The organism is Enterococcus sp. CR-Ec1 (assembly GCF_002850555.1).
Taxonomy (GTDB): Bacteria; Bacillota; Bacilli; order Lactobacillales; family Enterococcaceae; genus Enterococcus_D; species Enterococcus_D entomosocium.
This window is the reverse complement of the sequence record NZ_CP025223.1, coordinates 2,245,181-2,260,266: the sequence shown is the minus strand read 5'-3', so window position 1 is coordinate 2,260,266 and position 15,086 is coordinate 2,245,181. Positions and strand designations below refer to the sequence as shown.

Sequence of the window (15,086 nt, the reverse complement as noted above, 5' to 3'; positions counted from 1 at the left end):
GACAACACAAACCTTATATTCATTTGATACTCTGAGGAAGTAGAACAAATGGAAAGAAACTTTCGAAAAACGTTGATTATTGAGAATGTGCTCACGAATGATTTTGGTCGAAACACGAACATTATCAAAAAAGAAAACGTTCGTAATTCGAAAAAGATTGTTTTTGATTCGTTGGTTTTTTATAATCAAAAAGGAAAGTTCGGAATTCCGTGAGTTCGATTTTTTTAATGAAAAGGAGAAAAAGTGATGAAAGTTTGGAAGAAAACGGCAATGTTTGGTTTAGGTTTGGTGGCAGCAGTTACGCTGGCGGCATGTGGCTCAGGTGGAGCAAGTACTGACTCGGCGGCTGAAGAAGCAGGATATGTACCAGAAAAGTTGACCGTTCAATTTGTTCCATCACAAGCAGCAGAAACATTAGAAGCAAAAGCAAAACCACTTGAGCAATTATTAAGTGATGAATTGGGGATTCCAGTCACTGTGAGTGTTTCCACTGACTACAATACAATCGTCGAAGCAATGGCTTCGAAACAAGTAGATGTAGGCTTTTTACCGCCGAATGCCTATGTTTTAGCAAATGAACAAAGCAATGTTAAGGTGCTATTACAAGCACAGCGTTATGGCATCAAGCAGCCTGGTGGGGAATCAACGGATGAATTGGTTGATAGCTATCGCTCAATGATCGTCGTAAAAAGCGGCAGCGATATCAAAGAGTTGGAAGATTTAAAAGGCAAAACGATTGCCACGCAAGATGTTACTTCTTCTGCCGGTTATGTTTGGCCAGTAGCAGAAATGAAAAAAGCAGGCATCGATATCAATACGGATGTGACGACTGTTCAAGTCAAAGGCCATGACCAAGCGGTCTTATCTGTCTTGAATGGCGACGTTGACGCAGCGTTCGTTTTTGAAGATGCCCGCAACACGGTCAAAAATGATTACCCAGAAATCATGGATGAGGTAGAACCAATGTACTTTACCGAACCGATCCCGAACGATACGATCAGTGTCCGCAGCGACATGAGTGAAGAGTGGGACAAAAAAATCCAAGATGCCTTTATCGCGATCGGTAAAGATGAAGAAGGAAAACAAATCATCTCTGATATTTACTCTCATGAAGGATACGTTGTTTCACAAGACAGCAATTTCGACATCGTAAGAGAGTATGCGGAACAAGTCGGACAATAACTAATAGATGAATAGATCGGGAGGGTACCGGTAGTTGAGGTACCCTTTTCGAATGGAAAGCAATTTTTACCTAATGGAAAGAAAGTAGGAGAATCATGGCTCTAGAGAACGAAACGATTATTTCATTTCAGAATGTGACCAAGCGATACCCAAATGGGGTATTAGGTTTGAAGGACTTAAACATCGATATCAAAAAAGGGGAATTTGTCATCGTAGTGGGTTTATCAGGAGCAGGAAAATCAACGATGCTGCGCTCCATCAATCGACTGCACGAGATCACGAGTGGCGAGATTTTAATCGATAGCAAGTCGATCACAAAAGCAAAAGGAAGAGAGCTACGCTTGATTCGTCGAGACATTGGCATGATTTTCCAAAGCTTTAATTTGGTGAAACGTTCGAGTGTCTTGCGAAATGTCTTAACTGGGCGAGTAGCTTATCACCCAACGATCAAAATGTTGCTTGGTTTGTTCCCGCAAGCGGATAAAGAGCTGGCTTATCAATCGCTGCAGCGGGTCAATTTAGCAGAAAAAGTCTATACTCGAGCCGATGAATTGTCTGGCGGTCAGCAGCAGCGGGTTTCGATTGCCCGTGCTTTGACGCAAGAGCCGAAGATTATTTTAGCGGATGAACCGGTTGCTTCCTTAGATCCTTTAACCACTGAAAAAGTCATGAATGACTTAAAACGGATCAATCAAGATCTGGGGATTACCATCGTAGTCAATTTGCATTCTGTCCAATTGGCAAGAGAGTACGGCACGCGGATCATCGGGTTGCGAGACGGAGGCTTGGTTTTTGATGGCCCTGTCAGTGAAGCGACCGATCAGCGATTGAAACAGATTTATGGCAGCGAGATCATAGAAGAGCAGGAAGGGGCAGGACAATGACGACAAATACGTTGCCGAAACGCAGCGGACTATGGAAAAATGTTCTTTGGCTCGTCATTTTTTTAGTGGTATTGTTCGTTAGCGGCTCTATTTCAGGCGTTGATTTGGCACGGTTCTTTAGCAATAGCAGTCAAATGAATGTCATTTTACAAAAGATGGCTCATCCTGATTGGGCATATGCCAAAATCATTGTAGAGCCGATTTTACAAACGATCCAAATGGCGATCATCGGCACGACCTTTGGTGCACTGGCGGCTTTTCCGTTTTCACTTTTAGCAGCACGAAATATCATGACGAATCATTGGATCAGCGGTTGTTTCCGTTTTGTTTTAAATATCATTCGGACAGTACCTGATTTGATGCTGGCGGCTTTATTTGTTGCCATTGTCGGAATCGGTCCCGTTGCCGGGGTGATCTCCATCTCTGTGTTTTCTTTTGGGATGATCACCAAATTGTTTTATGAATCGATTGAAACGATTGATGAAGGTCCGATCGAAGCAATCACGGCTTCTGGAGGATCGAAGTTTGACATCATCCGCTATGCAGTCGTACCGCAAGTCATGAGCCATTTTCTTAGTTACTTGCTTTATGCCTTTGAGATCAATGTGCGGGCATCGACGATTCTTGGGTATATCGGCGCAGGCGGAATCGGTGTTTTCTTACAACGATCTTTAAGCCAATTTCGATATGACCAGACGTCGATTATCGTCTTAGTGATTTTTGCAGTTGTTTTGGTGATTGATACCATCAGTAATAGATTAAGGGAGCGATTGTTATGATGTTGCCAGCAGAACCGAAAAAGAAAAAAATACGGAATTGGCTGATCGCAGTAGTCGTTATCCTCCTTTATATTTGGGCTTTTGCTGGCGTGCCTTTTGCGGGTGTTAAAGAAAATGTCGGTCAAATTGTCGGCTCAATCTTTTATGGCCTGATCCATCCTGATTGGGGCTATGTTTATACCGGTGATGGCGAAGATTTGATCAGTTTGATGATCGAAACCGTTGCGATCGCCTTTGTGGGTACGTTTTTATCCTCAATATTAAGTATTCCTTTTGCCTTTTGGGCGGCGCGCAGCAAAAACAGCCCTCGCTGGCTATCAGGTTTCGGTAAAATCGTGCTGACGGCGATTCGAACGTTTCCAGAAATCGTCTTAGCGATCATGTTCATCAAAACAGTGGGTCCCGGATCCTTTGCTGGTGTTTTGGCAGTTAGTGTCCATTCCATTGGGATGTTGGCGAAACTCTATAGCGAAGCGATCGAGAACATGGATCACGGTCCTTCAGAATCGGTCGTTAGTGCGGGAGGAAATCGTTGGGATGTGTTAGGCTTTGCGACATTGCCACAACTGATTCCAGAATTTCTTTCTTTTACCTTGTATCGTTTTGAACTGGCTGTCCGTTCAGCTTCGATCTTAGGGATCGTAGGGGCAGGTGGGATCGGTACGCCGATGATCTTTGCCATCAATGCGCGATCATGGAGCCGTGTAGGAATCATTTTATTAGGGATCGTTGTGACGGTCACGATCATTGATTTTATTTCTGGGCGCTTGCGTAAACGATTGGTTTAATAAAAGGAAGTGCGTACTCGAAAAAACACAATCTGCATAGGCTGTGTTTTTTTGCAGCGGATAGGCGGATGTCGTTTAAGACAGGTTTCGTGAAACTTGTTATACTGGATTCATAGAAAATGAACCCAAACAAGGAGGCTGTTTTATGAAAGCATTATTGATCGTCAATCCAAGTTCTGGTGGGGAACAAGCGAAAGAATTTGAGGAGATGGCAGAAGAAAAGCTGCGGGAAGCTTTTTCAGAAGTCGTTGTCAAACATACCGAAAAAGAAGGAGATGCTACACGTTTTGCCTCTGAGGCAGCAGCAGAATTTGACAGTGTCTTCGCAATGGGCGGTGATGGTACCGTCAATGAAGCAGTCAATGGCTTAGCTCCTCATGACAAACGACCAAATTTCGGTTTCTTCCCGCTGGGCACAGTAAATGATTTAGCCAGAGCATTAGCGATTCCACTAGATCCCAAGGAAGCCATCGAATCATTTGCAGTGGATCACACCCGCAAAATCGATATTGGGCAGGTTAATCAAGACTATTTTACCAATGTAGTGGCGATTGGTATGATTCCAGCGGCGATCAACAATGTGGAAGTTGAAGAAAAAACCAAGCTGGGAAAAATGGCCTATTTTGTTTCTGGTCTACGGGAAGTGCGGAAAAATGAAAGTCATCCGTTTGAAGTGACCGCCGAAAATAATGGCGAAAAAACGACGATCGCTGTGGAAAGCAGTACGATGATCGTTGGTTCATCCAATACGATCGGCGGTTTCGAATCTCTTTTGCCTAAAGCGAGTACCGATGACGGCAAATTACATCTGATCTACTTAAAGGATACGAATCTTTGGGAAACTGTCAAAAGCGCGCCTGAGCTTCTCAAAGGAGTTACGGAATCAAATGATGTTCTTGGTTATCAAACTTTTGATAAAGCAACGATTCGTTTGACGGATGGGGCAACGATCGAAACGAATGTCGATGGTGATCCAGGGCCGGAATTGCCAATCACAGTAGCGGTGCTGCCGCAACATCTTACCGTGTATTGCGGAGTTGAAAAAGCCCGTTAAATCATTCATAACTAGGAAACGATCCGTCAAAAGCGGATTGTTTTTTTTATTCAGAAAGAGTATACTGGGAAAAAATTTACTGAAAGAAGGGGTTCTATGACGATACGTTCTGCCACGATTGCAGATGCCCAAGCCTTGACAGCAATCTATGCTTATTATGTAGAAAATACACCGATTACCTTTGAAACGGAGGTGCCATCGGTTCAAGAATTCGCGGAACGCATCGCCAAGACCTTGAAACGCTACCCGTATCTCGTTGCAGAAGAGGCTGGTGAAATTGTCGGTTATGCCTATGCGTCAGCCTATAAAGAACGGGCGGCGTATGATTGGACCGTTGAAGTAACCGTTTATTTAGCGCCGGATGCCAAAGCAAAAGGGCTCGGCACCGCTCTTTATCAAGGGCTTGAAGAAAAACTAAAAGCGCAAAACGTGGTCAATCTGACTGCGTGTATTACAGGAGGCAATCAACAAAGCGAGGCTTTTCATGAGAAGCTTGGGTATCGGAAAGTTGCTGATTTTTCGCATGTCGGCTATAAGTTCAATCAATGGCACGATGTGATTTGGATGCAAAAAGAACTGCAACGATTTCCAGACCAGGTGCCAACGTTCATTCCCAATGAAAAAGCCTAACACATCCTGACTTTTGAATATCTTTTTTTGGCAAAATGCTTTATGCTGAGAGTAGCATGTGAAAGGACGTTCTATTATTCTTTCGAACAAAGTATTTTGCTTTTTCTGTGTGGAAAAAAAGTTGCTTTTTTATAGAAAAATGAGTAAAGTATTCAAGTGGAAAAAACAAGGAGGCGAAGCTGTTGGGCAAGCGAATCGAACGGATTTATCAATATATCGTCGAAAATACGATGAGCGGCTTAGGGGAAAAGAAGGGGTTGTCTACTTCAGAAGTTGCCGATCATTTAGCCATTCAGCGCAGTAATGCCAGTAAGGATTTAAATAAGCTTGTTAAAGAAGGGCGCGTCGAAAAAAGCGACTCGCGGCCTGTTCGTTATTGGGCGGCAGGGGTCGATCCCAGCAGTAAGGAAAAGTATGTCCCAAGCTACAAAGAAAGTCGCCCGCAAAGAGAAAAAGCCTTCCCTCAACGAGTACAAGGAAAACCCTCTGACCGAGATATTTTTGCGACGATCATCGGTGCCAACGGAAGTATGAAAAACGCTGTTGAGCAGGCGAAAGCAGCGATCTTGTATCCGCCGAAAGGGCTAAACTGCTTGATCACAGGGCCTACTGGTTCTGGGAAAACGTACTTTGCCCATGCGATGTTCCAGTTTGCCAAAAGCAATCAAGTAATTGCCGATGACAAAGAATTGATCGTCTTTAACTGTGCGGACTATGCAAATAACCCAGAGCTTTTGATGAGCCATTTGTTTGGTTATGTACGGGGGGCATTTACGGGTGCCGATCAAGAGAAGATTGGTATTATTGATCAAGCGGATGAGAGTATGTTGTTTCTCGATGAGATCCATCGATTACCGCCAGAAGGGCAAGAAATGATTTTTTACTTTATGGATCATGGAACCTTTAGCCGTCTAGGAGAGACGGGCAAAAATCATCAAGCGAATGTCCGAATCGTTGGTGCTACTACCGAAGACCCCAACTCAACGCTATTAGATACCTTTACCCGACGCATTCCCATCAATATTCAACTGCCCTTTTTTGAGAAACGACCCGCATCAGAAAAAGTCGATCTCGTTCGGGTATTAGTCGGGCAAGAGGCGACCCGTATTCAGCGGACGATCTCCTTGACAGAAGATGTGGTCAAAGCGTTGATCGGCAGTGTCAGTTTTGGGAATATCGGTCAATTGAAATCCAATGTCCAGCTAGTCTGTGCACGGGGCTTTTTGAATCATATGCAACAAGATGAGATTGAAATCGATTTGATCGATTTGCCAGAAGGGATTCGTTCAGGATTGATCGTTTTGGGGAATCGCCGCAATGAGCTGGCAGAGCTTTCTAAGATCCTTGAACCGAAGATCAGCATTCAACCGAATCAAAACTTAAACAATATTCAATCAGATTCCTATGAATTGCCTTATAATCTTTACGATATTATCGGCGACAAGGCTGCTCTGCTAAAAGCAGATGGGTTAGATCAAGAAGCGATCAATCATTTTATCTCAACAGATATCAATGTTCACCTAAAGTCTTTTTATAAAGATCACGGGTTTTCCTTTAACTCGGTCAATAAATTAAGTGAATTCGTCGATCAGAAAGTGATCAGTGTAACAAATCAAATCTATGAGCTGGTTCGACAACGCTTAAATTATGATTTTCAGCAAAATTTCATCTATGCCATGAGCTTACACATCAGCTCGTTTTTGAAAAAAATCCATTTGGGAGAAGAACGACAAACCAATGACAATATTCGTCAGATGGTAGCTGATTATCCTCAAGAGTTTGAAGTCGCCAAAGAAGTCCGCGATTTTATTGGTGATAGTTTCCAAGTGGCGATTCCTGAGAGCGAATCTTATTATTTAGCGGTTCTTCTGGTTTCTCTTAGAACCTCTCATTCCTCTGGGAAAATCGGCGTCGTCGTTGCAGCCCACGGCAACAGCACAGCCAGTAGCATGGTACAAGTGGTCAAACAATTGCTGGAAGTCGATCAAGTGACAGCGGTGGACATGCCATTAGATATGCCCCCGGCTGTGGCGTTGAAAAAAATCGTGGATAGTGTACGGGCAGTCAATGATGGCAGTGGGGTGATCCTCTTAGTCGATATGGGGTCCTTAGCGACCTTTAATAATGAAATCCAGCGAGAAACGGGTGTGGCTGTTCGAACAGTCGATATGGTGACCACCTCCATCGTCCTAGAGACGGTCCGTAAAGCGTCAGTGATCGGCACGGACCTCGATCAGCTCTATGATTCATTACGGAAGTTCCGCGGGTATGGAGCGGTCACTGTGGAAGAACCAGTGACACAAAACCACCATCCTAAAGCGATTCTAGCGGTCTGCGCTTCGGGAAAGGGAACGGCGCAGCGCATCAAAGAATTGATCCAAAGCTCATTGTCAAAACGTCAAAACCAAAATGTCGAAGTGGTGACGTTATCGGTGGCGGATCTGAGGACGGACTTGGATCAAATTCAACAGCGCTATCGACTGATTGCCGCAACAGGGATCATCGATCCCCATATCGACGCACCGTTTATTTCATTAGAACGTTTTATCGACCAAGATGTTGATCTTTTGTTGGATGATATCCTATTAGAGAACGATTTGAGTTTTGAAGATGAAGTGCAGCTAGATGATCGGCAGGCAAAGGAAATCTGTGTCCGGTATTTAGAGGAAAACTTTACCTATATCAATGCGAAAAAAGTAGTAGAGCCGTTGTGGAAATTTGGCGAAGAGATCATTCACGATTTGGATTTGGTAGGGGCGCAGCAAGGCTTTCAGATCAATTTTGTGATGCATGGCGCAGGTATGCTGGAGCGGATCTTACTGCGGCAGCCATTGACTGTTTCTGAAATTGATTTAGCAGCGATGGAGGAGAATCCGCTTTATGGCCAATTGCATGTGCATGTCCAATCGTTTTCACGCTTGATGAATATCGAAGTGCCCAAGACTGAAGAGTACTATCTGCTAGAGCTGATCAAAAACCATCACGAAAAAGAAATGTATTTTTAATTCTTACAAATAATACAGATACACTAAAAAAGATACAGTATTTTTTAGTGTATCTTTTTTAGTGTATTATCTGAATGCTGATTCTTAAGGTTTTTTCAAGAATAGTGTATCGGAAAAACTTGGCACGCTTCTTGCTTCTATATAAGTGGATACAGGAGGTGATTGAAAAAAGAACAGATCCTCAATATGAAAAGCGGATCGATGGATGTAGGAGGCTTGCACAATGGGAATGGATATACGTCTTGCCCGAATCGACGATCGGTTGATTCATGGTCAGGTCGCCACAGCTTGGTCGAAAATGACTGGTATCAATCGAATCATCGTGGTCAGTGATGAAGTCGCAAATGACCAATTACGAAAGTTTCTCTTGAAAGAAGCTGCTCCACCAGGGATCAAATCCAATGTGGTGACAGTAGCGAAAATGCTTGAGGTGGCGCATAACACATTATTTAATACGCAAAAAGTCATGTTATTATTTACCAACCCTCAAGATGTCGTGACTCTGGTTAAAGGAGGTATTGACATTCGTTCCGTCAATATCGGCGGTATGAGTTTTTCAATGGGAAAACGAATGATCACTAATTTCGTGTCAGTCAATGATCAAGATCTTGCTTCATTGCTTTACTTGCAAAACCAAGGCATTGAAGTGGAGATACGCAAAGTTCCAGCTGATCGTAAAATCTTTTTGAAGGATATTTTGGAAAAAGAAGGTAGTCACCCTTAGTTTTTCGATGTTGTTTTTTCTTTCGTATTCGTGTCACATTTTTCAATTTTGATATAGGAGGTAAAAAGATGGTAGGAATTATCCTAGCAAGTCATGGAGAATTTGCTAACGGCATTTTGCAATCTGGTTCAATGATCTTCGGCGAACAAGAAAATGTTAAAGCTGTTACATTGATGCCAAGTGAAGGTCCAGATGACATCAAGGCAAAAATGCAAGAAGCAATTGCTACATTTGACGATCAAGAAGAAGTATTATTCTTAGTTGATCTTTGGGGTGGTACTCCTTTCAACCAAGCGAACAGCTTGTTTGAAGATCACAAAGACAAATGGGCAATCGTCGCTGGTATGAATTTACCAATGGTGATCGAAGCCTATGCTTCACGTTTTTCAATGAATACAGCGCATGAAATTGCTGCGCATATCGTTGAAACAGCTAAAGAAGGGGTCAAGGTCAAACCAGAAGAACTTGAACCAGAAGAAGCTTCAGCACCAAAAGCAGTGCAAGACGATCAACCTAAAGGATCACTTCCTCCGGGAACTGTTCTAGGCGATGGCAAAATCAAAATCGTACTTGCTCGTGTCGATTCACGTTTGTTGCATGGTCAAGTTGCTACAGCTTGGACAAAATCAGTGAATCCATCTCGGATCATCGTTGTTTCTGACGCGGTGGCAAAAGATGACTTGCGTAAAAAACTGATCGAACAAGCAGCTCCTCCAGGAGTAAAAGCGAACGTCATTCCAGTGGACAAAATGATTGAAGTTTCTAAAGACCCTCGTTTCGGGAATACGAAAGCTTTACTATTATTTGAAAACCCACAAGATGTATTACGTGCTGTTGAAGGTGGCGTTGATATTACTGAAGTGAACGTTGGTTCAATGGCTCACTCTGTTGGGAAAGTTGTTGTAAGTAAAGTATTGTCGATGGGTACAGATGATGTGAATACATTTGAAGATTTGAAAGAACGCGACATCAAATTCGATGTGCGTAAAGTACCAAATGACTCTCGAGACAACATGGATGAAATCTTACGCAAAGCCAAAAATGAATTGGCAAATAAATAGAAACGTATTCAACTAAATAGGAGGTCTATCATGACTATTATATCTATGGTATTAGTAGTACTCGTTGCCTTTTTAGCTGGTATGGAAGGGATCTTGGATGAATTCCAATTCCATCAACCGCTAATCGCGTGTACTTTGATCGGTTTAGTGACCGGTAATTTGGAAGCATGTATCATTTTGGGCGGATCATTACAAATGATCGCACTTGGATGGGCAAATATCGGTGCCGCTGTTGCACCTGATGCTGCATTGGCGTCTGTCGCATCTGCAATTATTTTAGTTTTAGGTGGACAAGGAACTGCTGGTGTTGATACAGCGATTGCCGTTGCGATCCCTCTAGCTGTTGCTGGGTTGTTCTTGACAATGATCGTTCGTACATTGGCTGTGCCAATCGTTCACTTTATGGATGCTGCTGCTGAAGAAGGCAACATTCGTAAAATCGAAATGTGGCACGTGATCGCTGTATGTATGCAAGGGGTTCGTATTGCGATTCCTGCAGCTGCATTGTTGGCTATCCCTGCTGCAACTGTTCAAAACTTCTTAGAATCAATGCCTGCATGGTTAACTGATGGTATGGCTATCGGTGGTGGTATGGTTGTTGCCGTTGGTTACGCAATGGTTATCAACATGATGGCAACTCGCGAAGTATGGCCATTCTTTATTATCGGTTTCGTAATCGCAGCTATCTCTCAATTGACATTGATCGCTATCGGTGCCTTGGCAGTAGCAATCGCATTGATCTACTTGAACCTAACTAAAATGGGCGGATCATCAAATGGAGGCGGCGGCAGCAACACTGGCGACCCTCTAGGCGATATCTTGAATGACTATTAGAATCGAAGGAGGAGAAAAAAATGGCAGAAAAAATTCAATTAAATAAAAAAGATCGTTTAGCCGTAGCATGGCGCTCTACCTTCATTCAAGGTTCATGGAACTATGAACGTATGCAAAATGGTGGTTGGGCATTCTCAATGATTCCAGCAATCAAAAAATTATACAAAACAAAAGAAGACCGTGCCGCTGCTTTGAAGCGTCACTTAGAATTCTTTAATACTCACCCATATATCGCATCACCAATCTTAGGTGTAACTTTAGCGTTAGAAGAAGAACGTGCCAATGGTGCGCCTGTCGATGACGTAGCGATCCAAGGGGTAAAAGTTGGGATGATGGGTCCTTTAGCCGGTGTCGGTGACCCTGTGTTCTGGTTTACTGTACGTCCGATGTTAGGTGCATTAGGTGCTTCTCTTGCTTTAGGCGGAAACATCTTAGGCCCAATCATCTTCTTCGTTGCTTGGAACATCATCCGTTGGGCATTTATGTGGTACACACAAGAATTCGGCTACCGTGCTGGTTCTAAAATCACAGATGACCTTTCAGGTGGTTTGCTACAAGATGTAACAAAAGGTGCTTCTATTTTAGGGATGTTCGTATTAGGGTCACTTGTTCAACGTTGGGTATCGATTTCCTTTGCACCAGTTGTCTCAAGCGTACCGCTTGATGAAGGTGCTTATGTCGACTGGGCGAACTTGCCTTCTGGTTCAGCTGGTTTGCAACAAGCCTTCCAACAAGTAGCTGAAGGCCGTGCATTGACTGATACAAAAGTAACAACATTGCAAAACAACTTGGATCAATTGATTCCTGGTTTAGCTGCACTATTGCTTACTTTGTTATGTATGTGGTTATTGAAGAAAAAAGTTTCTCCAATCGTCATTATTATCGGTCTATTCTTAGTCGGTATCGGTGGACACTTGATCGGATTGTTATAATCTTTTCAATGATAGGTGCTTGGGGAGACCCAAGCATCTTTTTATTTATTCGCCAAACATGCCGCAAACACGTATAATAGGTAACGATAAGACGATATAGAATGGAGTAAGCGCAAATGGTACAATCCCTTAATACAAAAGTTGATTTGACGATCGATGCTACGTCTTTTTTAGGTATCAATGAATACGGCAAAATAATGATCGGCGATAATGCCTTTGAGTTTTATAATGATCGTGACAAACGCAAGTTTATTCAAATTCCTTGGGAAGATGTCGACTATGTGATCGCTTCGGTCTTGTTCAAAGGACGCTGGATCCCACGGTATGCGATTCGGACCAAAAAGAATGGGACATATACCTTCTCATCAAAAGAACCAAAAAAAGTTCTGCGGGCAATTCGCGAATACGTTGACCCAGATCATATGGTCCATTCTCTTGGCTTTTTCGATATCTTGAAACGGGCAATTACCCGTAGAAAATAACAAGAGAGCATATGTTTTTCCAATTGATTCTCAATATGTTACCCTTTTTATAAGAAAGTTTAGGAGGGGTTATTATGCACTTTTTATGGACATTGATCGTGGGAGCGGTCATCGGTTCAATCGGTGGCGCCATCGCAGGAGAAAAACGCGGTTGCATTTTTGATATCGTGGCAGGACTTGTGGGCGCATCAATCGGACAAGGCTTATTCGGCACTTGGGGACCGCAAGTGGCAGGAATGGCAATCGTGCCAGCAATCATTGGGGCAGTCATTTTCGTGGCTGTCGTATCATTCTTTTTGGGACGTAAAAGATAATTATCAAAGAAGCAATCCGTTGATTGGGTTGCTTTTTTTGTGGATTAAAGTTATCTAGAAAAGAACAACGAGAGAGCCAACTAGAGTCTTTTTAAAACACCATTCTTTAGGTTCGTATTGTTTGATTTTTTAGAAAACTTTTCGCTTACTTTCCGCTTTTTCTGGAAGTTTGTTATAATACTATCGTATAGAACAAGAAAGTAGGGAACGATACATGTTAAGAGTTGAAAAATTACGTGAAGCAATGAGAAAAGATTCGATTGATGGGTTCTTGATCACCAGCCCATACAATTTGCGTTACTTGACAAACTTTACTGGTACAACTGGTTTAGCAGTCATTACGTTGGACAAAGCTTTTTTTGTAACAGATTTCCGATATACAGAGCAAGCAGCGGCCCAAGCCCAAGGATTTGAGATCGTAAAAAATAGTGGACCGATTTTTGAAGAAGTTGCAACTATCTGCCAAAAGGAAGAAATCAATGTCTTAGCATTTGAAGAAAGTTTCGTCAGCTTTGCTGAATACTCCGTCTTAGAAGACTTGATTGAGGAATCCTCATTAGCTCCTGTATCTGGTATGATCGAGGCATTGCGGGAAGTCAAAGATGAGGAAGAAATCGCATTGATCCAACAAGCCTGCCATATCGCCGATCAAGGGTTCGAACATATTTTGAAAATGATCCGCCCAGGGATGACCGAAATCGAAGTGGCGAATCAGTTAGATTTCTTTATGCGTTCATTAGGTGCCACAAGCGTATCTTTTGAAACGATCGTGGCCAGTGGTCTTCGTTCAGCAATGCCCCATGGGGTTGCCAGTGAAAAAGTGATTGAACAAGGCGATCTGATCACGTTAGACTTTGGCTGTTACTATCAAGGCTATGTGTCTGATATGACCAGAACTTTTGCTGTGGGGGATCCTGGCGATAAATTGAAAGAAATCTATCAAATCGTGCTAGAAGCACAAGAAAAAGTCTTGGCAGCAGCAAAACCTGGAATGACCGGAATTGAGCTAGATGCGATCGCCCGGGATCACATAGCTTCCTTTGGCTACGGGGATGCTTTTGGTCATTCAACAGGCCATGGGATTGGTTTAGAAATCCATGAAGGACCAAATGTCTCCTTCCGTGCTGATAAAGCATTTGTTGTCGGAAACGTCATTACAGATGAACCAGGCATCTATCTTCCAGGAATTGGCGGCGTTCGTATCGAGGATGATCTTTTGATCACTGAAACTGGTAATAAAGTGTTGACACATTCACCGAAAGAATTGATCATTCTCTGATTCATCGACCTTGTTTTTCAGAAAATTCATTGAGAATAGTGGGTTATTATAGATTCTCAGTGCAGAAAATGATAAACTTAGAGCGAGAAGAAACACTGTGCCATGGATGTTATTGATTGAATCAAGCGCTGGCTTGTTTCAAACGGAAAAAACGAGCGATTTTTTTACAAACAATACGGTACAGCTGTTTAGAATGGAGGCAAAAACGTATGAATGAAGATAAAAACCTTGTATTAAATGCAAGTCCTGAATTAGGCGAAATCGTCATCGCGCCAGAAGTGATCGAGATCATTATTGGGATCGCTGCTTCTAAAGTGGAAGGTGTCTATGGGATGCGAGGAACACTGGCAAACAGTGTCACTGAATTACTAGGCCGCGCAGCTCATGGCAAAGGAGTCTACTTAACGATCGATGAAACAGGGATCAAAGTGGATATCTACTGCTATATCACTTATGGGATGTCAGTGCCTAAAGTGGCAATGGAGATCCAAGAACGGGTCAAACAGCAAGTCTTATTTATGACAGATGTGCAACTGGCTGAAGTAAATGTTCATGTTGTGGCAGTCGTGCCAGAAAAAGTAGATTTACCAGACATCGAAGAATTATTTGGAAACGACGAGGAAGAAAATGAGTAAAGAATTATCTCGGCATGAAATACGGAAAATGGCGTTACAAGCTTTATTTCCACTAGACTTTAACAAAGATTTAACGAAACAAGATGCCATCATGCATGCCATCGAGTTGGAACACCATGAATTGATTGATGAAGAACAAGAGCATTTTGTCCCTGTTTATTTAGATCAATTAGTGGCAGGTGTCTGTCATTACAAAGAAGCCTTGGATGAAGTCATTCAAAGTCATCTAAAAGCCGGTTGGAAAATCCAGCGTTTATCAAAAATGGACGTGACGATTTTACGAATCGCTTTGTATGAAATGATCTATGTGGATAATGTGCCGAATCGTGTGGCTTTGAATGAAGCGATCGAATTAGCGAAAACCTTTAGTGACGATCAGTCAAGAAAGTTTGTCAATGGTATTTTATCGACAGTCAATCAAGAGCTAGAAACAAAAAACAACCAAGTAAGTGAGTAATTTTCAGCCTTAACACTATCGAACAAAAGAAAACAGCCTTTATTCG

16 protein-coding genes are annotated in these 15,086 nt (G+C 42.7%); all 16 read left to right on the top strand.

The window, feature by feature from the left end; genetic code table 11:
- Positions 1-246 precede the first annotated feature (246 nt).
- A complete protein-coding gene (phnD, locus tag CXM95_RS10930) occupies positions 247-1,182 on the top strand; it encodes a phosphate/phosphite/phosphonate ABC transporter substrate-binding protein (RefSeq protein ID WP_005235326.1) in 936 nt (311 codons plus the stop codon).
- 95 nt (positions 1,183-1,277) lie between these two features.
- Complete coding sequence (gene phnC, locus CXM95_RS10925; RefSeq protein WP_016620453.1) at positions 1,278-2,066, top strand: phosphonate ABC transporter ATP-binding protein; 789 nt, start codon at positions 1,278-1,280, stop codon at positions 2,064-2,066.
- Positions 2,063-2,845 carry a phosphonate ABC transporter, permease protein PhnE gene (gene phnE / locus CXM95_RS10920; RefSeq protein ID WP_005235330.1) on the top strand — a complete coding sequence of 261 codons (783 nt, stop codon included), beginning with the start codon at positions 2,063-2,065 and terminating at the stop codon, positions 2,843-2,845. Before phnC ends, phnE (CXM95_RS10920) begins: the two co-directional genes overlap by 4 nt.
- Positions 2,842-3,633, top strand: coding sequence for a phosphonate ABC transporter, permease protein PhnE (phnE, locus tag CXM95_RS10915; protein ID WP_008378503.1), 792 nt, complete (start codon positions 2,842-2,844; stop codon positions 3,631-3,633). Before phnE (CXM95_RS10920) ends, phnE (CXM95_RS10915) begins: the two co-directional genes overlap by 4 nt.
- Positions 3,634-3,778: 145 nt before the next feature.
- Positions 3,779-4,687 carry a diacylglycerol/lipid kinase family protein gene (locus CXM95_RS10910; protein WP_101699158.1) on the top strand — a complete coding sequence of 303 codons (909 nt, stop codon included), beginning with the start codon at positions 3,779-3,781 and terminating at the stop codon, positions 4,685-4,687.
- A 96-nt stretch (positions 4,688-4,783) separates the two neighbouring features.
- Entirely contained in the window at positions 4,784-5,317 is a 534-nt protein-coding gene (locus CXM95_RS10905) for a GNAT family N-acetyltransferase (RefSeq protein ID WP_008378501.1), read from the top strand.
- A gap of 230 nt (positions 5,318-5,547) precedes the next feature.
- Complete coding sequence (locus tag CXM95_RS10900) at positions 5,548-8,322, top strand: sigma-54-dependent transcriptional regulator (protein ID WP_051013021.1); 2,775 nt, start codon at positions 5,548-5,550, stop codon at positions 8,320-8,322.
- Positions 8,323-8,551: 229 nt separating this feature from the next.
- The gene (locus CXM95_RS10890) at positions 8,552-9,046 is read left to right on the top strand and encodes a PTS system mannose/fructose/N-acetylgalactosamine-transporter subunit IIB (protein WP_026008065.1); all 495 of its coding nucleotides are present in this window, start codon (positions 8,552-8,554) and stop codon (positions 9,044-9,046) included.
- Between the two features lie 68 nt (positions 9,047-9,114).
- Positions 9,115-10,107, top strand: a complete 993-nt coding sequence (locus tag CXM95_RS10885) for a mannose/fructose/sorbose PTS transporter subunit IIA (protein WP_101699157.1) — start codon at positions 9,115-9,117, stop codon at positions 10,105-10,107.
- Between the two features lie 30 nt (positions 10,108-10,137).
- Positions 10,138-10,941, top strand: a complete 804-nt coding sequence (locus CXM95_RS10880; RefSeq protein ID WP_008378492.1) for a PTS mannose/fructose/sorbose transporter subunit IIC — start codon at positions 10,138-10,140, stop codon at positions 10,939-10,941.
- Between the two features lie 20 nt (positions 10,942-10,961).
- Positions 10,962-11,873, top strand: coding sequence for a PTS system mannose/fructose/sorbose family transporter subunit IID (locus CXM95_RS10875; protein ID WP_005235347.1), 912 nt, complete (start codon positions 10,962-10,964; stop codon positions 11,871-11,873).
- A 116-nt stretch (positions 11,874-11,989) separates the two neighbouring features.
- Entirely contained in the window at positions 11,990-12,355 is a 366-nt protein-coding gene (locus CXM95_RS10870) for a DUF956 family protein (protein WP_005235348.1), read from the top strand.
- A 74-nt stretch (positions 12,356-12,429) separates the two neighbouring features.
- On the top strand, positions 12,430-12,669 hold the full coding sequence (locus CXM95_RS10865) for a GlsB/YeaQ/YmgE family stress response membrane protein (protein WP_005225767.1): 240 nt from the start codon (positions 12,430-12,432) through the stop codon (positions 12,667-12,669).
- Positions 12,670-12,883: 214 nt separating this feature from the next.
- Positions 12,884-13,948, top strand: coding sequence for a M24 family metallopeptidase (locus tag CXM95_RS10860; RefSeq protein ID WP_005235349.1), 1,065 nt, complete (start codon positions 12,884-12,886; stop codon positions 13,946-13,948).
- A 209-nt stretch (positions 13,949-14,157) separates the two neighbouring features.
- Positions 14,158-14,583 carry an Asp23/Gls24 family envelope stress response protein gene (locus CXM95_RS10855; RefSeq protein WP_005225770.1) on the top strand — a complete coding sequence of 142 codons (426 nt, stop codon included), beginning with the start codon at positions 14,158-14,160 and terminating at the stop codon, positions 14,581-14,583.
- Positions 14,576-15,040: a transcription antitermination factor NusB gene (gene nusB / locus CXM95_RS10850; RefSeq protein ID WP_005235350.1), complete on the top strand. Its 465-nt coding sequence runs from the start codon at positions 14,576-14,578 to the stop codon at positions 15,038-15,040. The genes CXM95_RS10855 and nusB overlap by 8 nt, the downstream gene beginning before the upstream one ends.
- Positions 15,041-15,086: the final 46 nt, after the last annotated feature.

What these genes read in the sequence shown, in the direction of transcription:
- CXM95_RS10905 (WP_008378501.1), top strand. Translation starts at nt 4,784, where the DNA reads ATGACGATACGTTCTGCCACGATTGCAGATGCCCAAGCCTTGACAGCA.
- phnC (WP_016620453.1), top strand. Translation starts at nt 1,278, where the DNA reads ATGGCTCTAGAGAACGAAACGATTATTTCATTTCAGAATGTGACCAAG.
- phnD (WP_005235326.1), top strand. Translation starts at nt 247, where the DNA reads ATGAAAGTTTGGAAGAAAACGGCAATGTTTGGTTTAGGTTTGGTGGCA.
- nusB (WP_005235350.1), top strand. Translation starts at nt 14,576, where the DNA reads ATGAGTAAAGAATTATCTCGGCATGAAATACGGAAAATGGCGTTACAA.
- CXM95_RS10855 (WP_005225770.1), top strand. Translation starts at nt 14,158, where the DNA reads ATGAATGAAGATAAAAACCTTGTATTAAATGCAAGTCCTGAATTAGGC.
- CXM95_RS10910 (WP_101699158.1), top strand. Translation starts at nt 3,779, where the DNA reads ATGAAAGCATTATTGATCGTCAATCCAAGTTCTGGTGGGGAACAAGCG.
- CXM95_RS10875 (WP_005235347.1), top strand. Translation starts at nt 10,962, where the DNA reads ATGGCAGAAAAAATTCAATTAAATAAAAAAGATCGTTTAGCCGTAGCA.
- CXM95_RS10860 (WP_005235349.1), top strand. Translation starts at nt 12,884, where the DNA reads ATGTTAAGAGTTGAAAAATTACGTGAAGCAATGAGAAAAGATTCGATT.
- CXM95_RS10880 (WP_008378492.1), top strand. Translation starts at nt 10,138, where the DNA reads ATGACTATTATATCTATGGTATTAGTAGTACTCGTTGCCTTTTTAGCT.
- CXM95_RS10900 (WP_051013021.1), top strand. Translation starts at nt 5,548, where the DNA reads ATGAGCGGCTTAGGGGAAAAGAAGGGGTTGTCTACTTCAGAAGTTGCC.
- CXM95_RS10885 (WP_101699157.1), top strand. Translation starts at nt 9,115, where the DNA reads ATGGTAGGAATTATCCTAGCAAGTCATGGAGAATTTGCTAACGGCATT.
- CXM95_RS10865 (WP_005225767.1), top strand. Translation starts at nt 12,430, where the DNA reads ATGCACTTTTTATGGACATTGATCGTGGGAGCGGTCATCGGTTCAATC.
- phnE (WP_005235330.1), top strand. Translation starts at nt 2,063, where the DNA reads ATGACGACAAATACGTTGCCGAAACGCAGCGGACTATGGAAAAATGTT.
- CXM95_RS10890 (WP_026008065.1), top strand. Translation starts at nt 8,552, where the DNA reads ATGGATATACGTCTTGCCCGAATCGACGATCGGTTGATTCATGGTCAG.
- phnE (WP_008378503.1), top strand. Translation starts at nt 2,842, where the DNA reads ATGATGTTGCCAGCAGAACCGAAAAAGAAAAAAATACGGAATTGGCTG.
- CXM95_RS10870 (WP_005235348.1), top strand. Translation starts at nt 11,990, where the DNA reads ATGGTACAATCCCTTAATACAAAAGTTGATTTGACGATCGATGCTACG.